General features: G+C 54.6%; 8 protein-coding genes. 5 read left to right on the plus strand and 3 right to left on the minus strand.

What is annotated here, in order from left to right:
* Both B3Z49_RS13545 and B3Z49_RS13550 read left to right on the plus strand, forming a co-directional pair.
* Positions 1–526: substrate binding domain-containing protein (locus B3Z49_RS13545; protein ID WP_296991786.1), on the plus strand; the 526-nt coding region annotated here is incomplete at its 5' end.
* 105 nt (positions 527–631) lie between these two features.
* Positions 632–1,432 carry a CbiX/SirB N-terminal domain-containing protein gene (locus B3Z49_RS13550; RefSeq protein ID WP_296991789.1) on the plus strand — a complete coding sequence of 267 codons (801 nt, stop codon included), beginning with the start codon at positions 632–634 and terminating at the stop codon, positions 1,430–1,432.
* 9 nt (positions 1,433–1,441) lie between these two features.
* On the opposite strand, the gene B3Z49_RS13555 is transcribed toward B3Z49_RS13550, so the two are convergent.
* Positions 1,442–2,374 carry a LysR family transcriptional regulator gene (locus B3Z49_RS13555; protein ID WP_296991790.1) on the minus strand — a complete coding sequence of 311 codons (933 nt, stop codon included), beginning with the start codon at positions 2,372–2,374 and terminating at the stop codon, positions 1,442–1,444.
* Between the two features lie 103 nt (positions 2,375–2,477).
* Positions 2,478–2,654: a hypothetical protein gene (locus B3Z49_RS13560; RefSeq protein ID WP_156518938.1), complete on the minus strand. Its 177-nt coding sequence runs from the start codon at positions 2,652–2,654 to the stop codon at positions 2,478–2,480.
* 312 nt (positions 2,655–2,966) lie between these two features.
* On the opposite strand from B3Z49_RS13560, the gene B3Z49_RS13565 reads away from it, so the two are divergent.
* Positions 2,967–3,416, plus strand: a complete 450-nt coding sequence (locus B3Z49_RS13565) for a PaaI family thioesterase (RefSeq protein ID WP_296991796.1) — start codon at positions 2,967–2,969, stop codon at positions 3,414–3,416.
* A gap of 54 nt (positions 3,417–3,470) precedes the next feature.
* Here B3Z49_RS13565 and B3Z49_RS13570 read toward each other — a convergent pair whose 3' ends face one another.
* Positions 3,471–4,220 carry a GntR family transcriptional regulator gene (locus tag B3Z49_RS13570; RefSeq protein ID WP_296991797.1) on the minus strand — a complete coding sequence of 250 codons (750 nt, stop codon included), beginning with the start codon at positions 4,218–4,220 and terminating at the stop codon, positions 3,471–3,473.
* Positions 4,221–4,527: 307 nt separating this feature from the next.
* On the opposite strand from B3Z49_RS13570, the gene B3Z49_RS13575 reads away from it, so the two are divergent.
* Positions 4,528–5,613, plus strand: a complete 1,086-nt coding sequence (locus tag B3Z49_RS13575; protein WP_008888645.1) for an ABC transporter ATP-binding protein — start codon at positions 4,528–4,530, stop codon at positions 5,611–5,613.
* 36 nt (positions 5,614–5,649) lie between these two features.
* On the plus strand, positions 5,650–6,027 hold a 378-nt coding region (locus B3Z49_RS13580; protein WP_296991800.1), incomplete at its 3' end, for a twin-arginine translocation signal domain-containing protein.

Consider the following 6,027-nt stretch of genomic DNA (forward strand, 5'->3'; position numbering starts at 1 on the left):
TCACTTTATTGATCCGGTGGCAGATGGCTTTGACATGACGGTGCGTATTAGCCGCCCGACAGAAACCCTTGCCCTGATCGATCATGAAATCGTGCCGATGCGTCGCGTGCTGTGTGCGTCGCCCGAGTTTATTCGAATGCATGGGGAACCGACCGACATTCGTGATCTGGCGCGGTTGCCTTGTCTGCATTACGGCAACCTGCCATCTGGGGCGCGTTGGAAAATGACCGGGCCGGACGGGCCGGTCGCGGTACAGGTCAATGGCGTGTTTTGCTGCAACAACGCGGAAGTTTTGCGTGATGCGGCCCTTGCCGGGCTGGGCATCGCCGAATTACCGACATTTATCGCCGGGCCGGAATTGCAAACCGGGCGATTGGTCAGTGTTCTTTGCGATTATGCGCCGGATCCTTTGTCCCTGTATCTTTTGTATCCGCCCAGCCGTCAGCTTGCTGCGCGTATCAGGTTGCTGGTTGAATTCATCCAGGACCGCTTTGGCGATCAGCCGCGATGGGATCTGGTGCAATGAAATTTTCGCGCCAAAACAGGGGTTTTTGCCTGTCTGGCGATCCAGATGGTTGCATGATGCGTATAGCAAACTACGCTTTAGACAATGCAGACTATGGTGAGATGCATGCCACATTTCGAAATGCCGACACTCATGATGGTGTCCCATGGCAACAGCGGCAATGGCGGTGATCCGGCAAGGGACCTTGCACGGACAATTGCACCTGACTGGAATGGTCGCGTCAGCCACGGTTATATGCGAAGCCGACCTTCTGTCAGTGATCAGCTCGAAATCCTTAAGGAAACGGCTGATGCCAATCGTCTGATTGTTTTCCCGCTATTCTTCAGTGAAGGCTATCTGGTGTTCGAAGAACTACCAGCTAAATTGCATGAGGCGGGGCTCGGCGATGCTGTCATCCTGCCACCGGCCATCAACCTTCCGGGTTTTTGTGAAATGATTGCGGCGCATGTTCATGCATCAGCACGCAATCGTGGCTGGAGCCTTGCTGAAACATCTGTCTTTCTTGTTCCACACGGGTTGAAAACCCTGACCGATCCGCTTCCCGAAACAGTCCGGCTTGCGGATCGTCTGGGTCGGATTTGCGTTGGTGCGGAAATCTGCATCGGCAACATTGAAGGGGCGCCATCGCTTGGCGATTGGCGCGACATCGCCACCCACAGGCAGGCGATTATTGTACCTATGCTCGCCGGTGGTGGAACGCATGCGCGTGAAGATCTGCCCGAATTACTTGATGTTAAATCAGATGAATGTGTCGAGGTGCTGGCACCGATCGGTCAGTGGTCTGAACTGCCGGGTCTTGTTCTGGCAGAAGCCGAACGTCACGTGGCGCGTTTTGGCGGCATGGCAGTGCCCTTGGGGCCGAGTGGACAGGACCTTTGGGCGGAACGCGCACAGCGTTCTGCCTGATTAGCGGGATCAGCCCAAAACCGGTTTGAACTGTGTTTCCGCCGATTTGCGCAGAAGATAATCACGAAACAGGCGTGCGGCACTGGTCAGATTGGCGTTGCCTTCATGGGCGATCAACAATTGGCGTTTGGCCCAGTCATCTGCAATCGGGGCGCCAGCGATGTTCATATGCCCGATATAGCCTGCGACCGAGCTTTTGCGCAGGAACCCAATCCCAAGACCCGCCGCAATCATTTGCCGCAAGGAGCCAAATCGTACGACCTTGATATGCGGATGCATGTCGAGTTTGATTTTCGATGCGGCCTCGGAAATCAGATCATCAATCACGCCGCCTTCATGCAGTGAGATGATGTCGTATTTGGCGGCTTCGGAAAATTTCACCGGTTTTGGATTATCGGCATTTGGGATCAGTGGATGCGCCTTTGGGGTCACAACCCAGATCGGATCATCACAGAATACATCATGGGATAGATCGCCAAGCGGGCTGTTATCGGCCAGAATTGCCAGATCAGCGCGGCCTTCACGGACGGCGTCGGCACTTTCGCGCGACGTCAGTTCACGGACATCGACCGTGATGTGGGGGAAATCGCGTTCAAAATCGGCCAGGAACGATGGTAGGCCGGTCAAAATCGCCGAAGTGACCGCGGCAAGATAGATCTTGCCCTTTTCACCGGCGTTGAAATCGCGCAATTCGTTGGAAAGATGGTTCAGATCGCCCAGAAGCTTTTCACCATAACGGGCAAAGATCGTGCCTTCTTCGGTCGGTTCGACCCCGCGTGGCAGGCGGCGCAAAAGTTTGACACCCAACATGGCCTCAAGTTCGCCAATACGGCGGGAAACTGCCGAAGTCGCGATATGTTCGCGCCGGGCAGCTTCATTGATACTTCCGGCGCGCACGATGGCGACAAAAAGCCGGATGGTCACGATATCAAACTTTTGCATGGAACCGTTGTCGGTGGTTCAACCCGAAGCGTCAAGCAGTTTGAGGGTGCGATGATTTAAGGACCGTCGCACCATCCTCAAACGATAAGGAAAGGCAGGTGCCTTAACCTTCAACCTGACGCCATGCCTTGTTCCAGTCCGCAGTCAGTTCTGCGTGGTTTTTGGCCTGGGATGCTTTCATGATCACGGCAACCTGAAGGGCACGAACAAAGCTGGTGAACCAACCGATACGGACTTCGCGTTCGATGCTGGTGGTGTCTTTGTAAGCAATCGTCGTCATGGCTTTGATCCTTGTAGAACCGTTTGTGTCTGGGGTGACTACAGATATACCGACAGCCGGTTCGGACGACTATTCTCGTTTCACCGCTATCCCGTTCTTGGTTGGAGAACGGTGTGGTTATCGCTTTGAAATAAAAACGTTATTTCATGTTGCATCGCCTAACACTGATTAAGGGATGCGGTTTTCCAGCCGGTTTTGCGCTGTGTTGGGAGCTGTCTCGGGACCGGCCAAGGGATGCGACTCATCGCGGTTTTCGGCGCTCAGCGATATCTGCTATAGCTTGGGGAGCTTTACGACAGGGATGGTTTATACATGACCGGCACGCACGATAATCTGGCTTATGAACAGGCCCATGGCAGCGGATTGCAGGATCATCTTGGCTATCGACTGGTGGAATGGGCGGAAGACCACGCGGTGGTCGAACTTGACTTGCAATACCATCACTGCAACCGGGCTGGGATTCTACATGGCGGCGTGCTGACAACCCTGATGGATACAGCATCTGGCTATGCTGTGTGTTTCTGTCCTGTGCCGGGCAATGTGCGCAAATCCCTGACCCTGTCATTGACCACCAATTTCCTGGGGATGGCGAGGGATGGTTTGGTCCGGGTTGTTGCCCGCAAGCAGGGCGGCGGACGCAAGTTGGTGTTTACCGAGGCAACCGCCTATGACGCAGATGGTAATGTGATCGGCACATCAACGGGCACGTTCAAATATCACCGCGGTAGCGAGGATCCGAGCGGGGTTCCGCGTGATGCATGAACGGAATATGCGCGCTAAGCGCATGGCGGTCGTTACCGGAAATTGCCAGGAGGCTTAACTGGCTTCCGAGGTCGGGATTCGGCCAAAGATGCTGGCAAAATCGGTTTTGCCCGGTTTGGGCCGCTGCAATTGCAGGCGATCGCGGATGGCATCAAGGTGGCGTGACATTTCAGCCGCCGCGACATCGGGATCGCCACTAAGCAGGGCGCTGAGTAACTGGTCATGTTCCGTGTGGGAGCAATCGACCGGTTGCGGGCTTTCATACATGGCAATAATCAGCGACGTGCGCAGGATCAGGCGTTCAAGGAATTCCTCGATCACCAGATTGCCGCTAAGCCGTGCCAGCAACAGGTGGAATTCACCCGATAAAATGATGGCAGCCCGATGATCCCCGCGATGATGGGCATCATGTTCGCGATCCAGATGCGCCTTGATCTGTTCGGCGCGTTCTGGGGTCATGCTGGTGGCGACCTTGCGCGCCACGCCATCTTCGATCATGCGGCGCGCGGAAAAGACTTCGATGGCTTCGTCAATGGTCGGTTCAGCGACAAAGGCGCCGCGATTGGGCACCAGATTGATCAGCTTGTCATGGGCGAGTTGCAGGAAAGTGGCACGGATGCGTGCACGGCTGACCCCGAAGGTTTTGGCAAGATCTTCCTCGATGAGCTTCATGCCCGGCTCCAGACGGCGATCCAGGATCGCGTCGAGCATCTCGTGATAGATCATTTCCTCCGGGCGCAGCTTTTCGCTGCCTTTATAGCTGCCGGTCTGTTCGGCCTTGGCCATCGTGACGATACTTTCCATCGTTCATGTTCGTTGGGTGGTTCTTTATTTCTACAAAATTGTTGACGATTTGCACAACATAAAATGGTTCTTTATTTTCCGTGCAGGGACGAAGATGATTATAATTTTCGCACATAAATCACGATGATTAATAAATATGCATAAAGTGGACATAAAACGGGCAGATTGAGGAGCCCAACAAACGCACCAGTTTTGACAGCTTGGCGGGACTCGTTGAAAAACTGCCAATGAAATCAAGTGGCACGCATCTTGCCTTAGATCGCTGACATGATTGTTAACAATTTTGCATGCAGCGACGGGTGAGCGGATGACGGGCAACGGGGCCATTGAATTGATTGCTGTCAGTAAATTTTACGGCAGCACACAGGCAGTGAAATCGATTGATCTGCAAATTCCGGCAGGGGCGTATTGCTGTTTGATTGGCCCGTCGGGGTGCGGCAAGTCAACCACGCTGCGCATGATCGCCGGTCATGAAGTAATCAGCGAGGGCGATCTTCTGATCGGGGATCGCAATGTGACCGAACTGCCGCCGGTCAAACGCGGCACGGCAATGATGTTTCAGAATTACGCACTTTTCCCGCACATGACCTGTGCGGAGAACGTTGCCTTTGGCCTCAAGATGCAAGGTGTCTCCCCATCGGATCGTAAAGATCGGGCCAAAGAGATGTTGGCCCGGGTCCATATGGAGCAATTTGCAGATCGCAAGCCCGACCAGCTCTCTGGCGGGCAGCAGCAGCGTATTGCATTGGCGCGTTCCCTGATTACCGAGCCGTCCGTCCTTTTGCTTGATGAACCGCTTTCGGCCCTTGATCCATTCCTGCGGGCGCGCATGCGCGATGAATTGCGCCGCCTTCAGCAGGAACTGGGCATCACGTTCGTTCACGTCACGCATGCACAGGACGAGGCATTGGCCTTATCAGACATGGTGGTCGTGATGGAAGACGGGATCATTCGCCAGAAAGGCACCCCGCACGAAATCTTCAACCAGCCCAAGTCGCGCTTCATTGCGAACTTCATGGGCGGTCAGAACATCTTCAAAGGCACCGTTTCGGAATCCGGCCCGGCAGGCACCTTGCTTGCGCGCGGTCCGGACAGTTTCTTCCTGCCCGGATTTGCCGATGGCAAGGCGGGCGAGGACATCGAATTCACCATTCGTACCGACCTGATCGGTCTGGACGAAACGCCACCAGAAGACAGCAAGAACGGTCAGATCCCTGTCGAAATTACCACGGTCGAGTATCTCGGCCTGTGGGTTCGGATTGTCGCAACGACAGCCGACGGCAAGGAAATAACCCTAATGAAGACCGAAAGCGAATTTCGGCAGGCACCGGTCAGGCGACTGGACAAATTCATCGCCTATTGGAAGCCGGAACATGCCCATGTTCTGGCCTGAATGAAATAAACCAGCAAGCTATCAGGAGTGCTTCACATGACGATCGAAAAGAAAATTTCGAAGAAAACAATCGAGACAGAAACCGGCGTTTCACGCCGTGGTTTCGTTAAGGGTGCAGCGGTTGTAACCGGTGCTGCCATCGGTTCGGGTGCTATCACCGGCTTCCCGACCATCTGGGCGCAGAACATCAAGGACGTTACCCTGCGTCAGTTCGGTACCGGTGTTTCGAACATCAACGCCGTTGCCGACAAGGTTAAAGAAGATCTTGGCTTTACCCTTCAGATGACTGCCCTTGATTCGGATGCGGTTGCCCAGCGCGCCGTGACCCAGCCGAACTCGTTTGATATTGCCGATATCGAATACTGGATCTGTAAGAAGGTCTTCCCGGCCGGCACCATGCAGCCGATGGATACC

The sequence above is a fragment of the Thalassospira sp. UBA1131 genome, from assembly GCF_002311515.1.
GTDB lineage: Bacteria > Pseudomonadota > Alphaproteobacteria > Rhodospirillales > Thalassospiraceae > Thalassospira.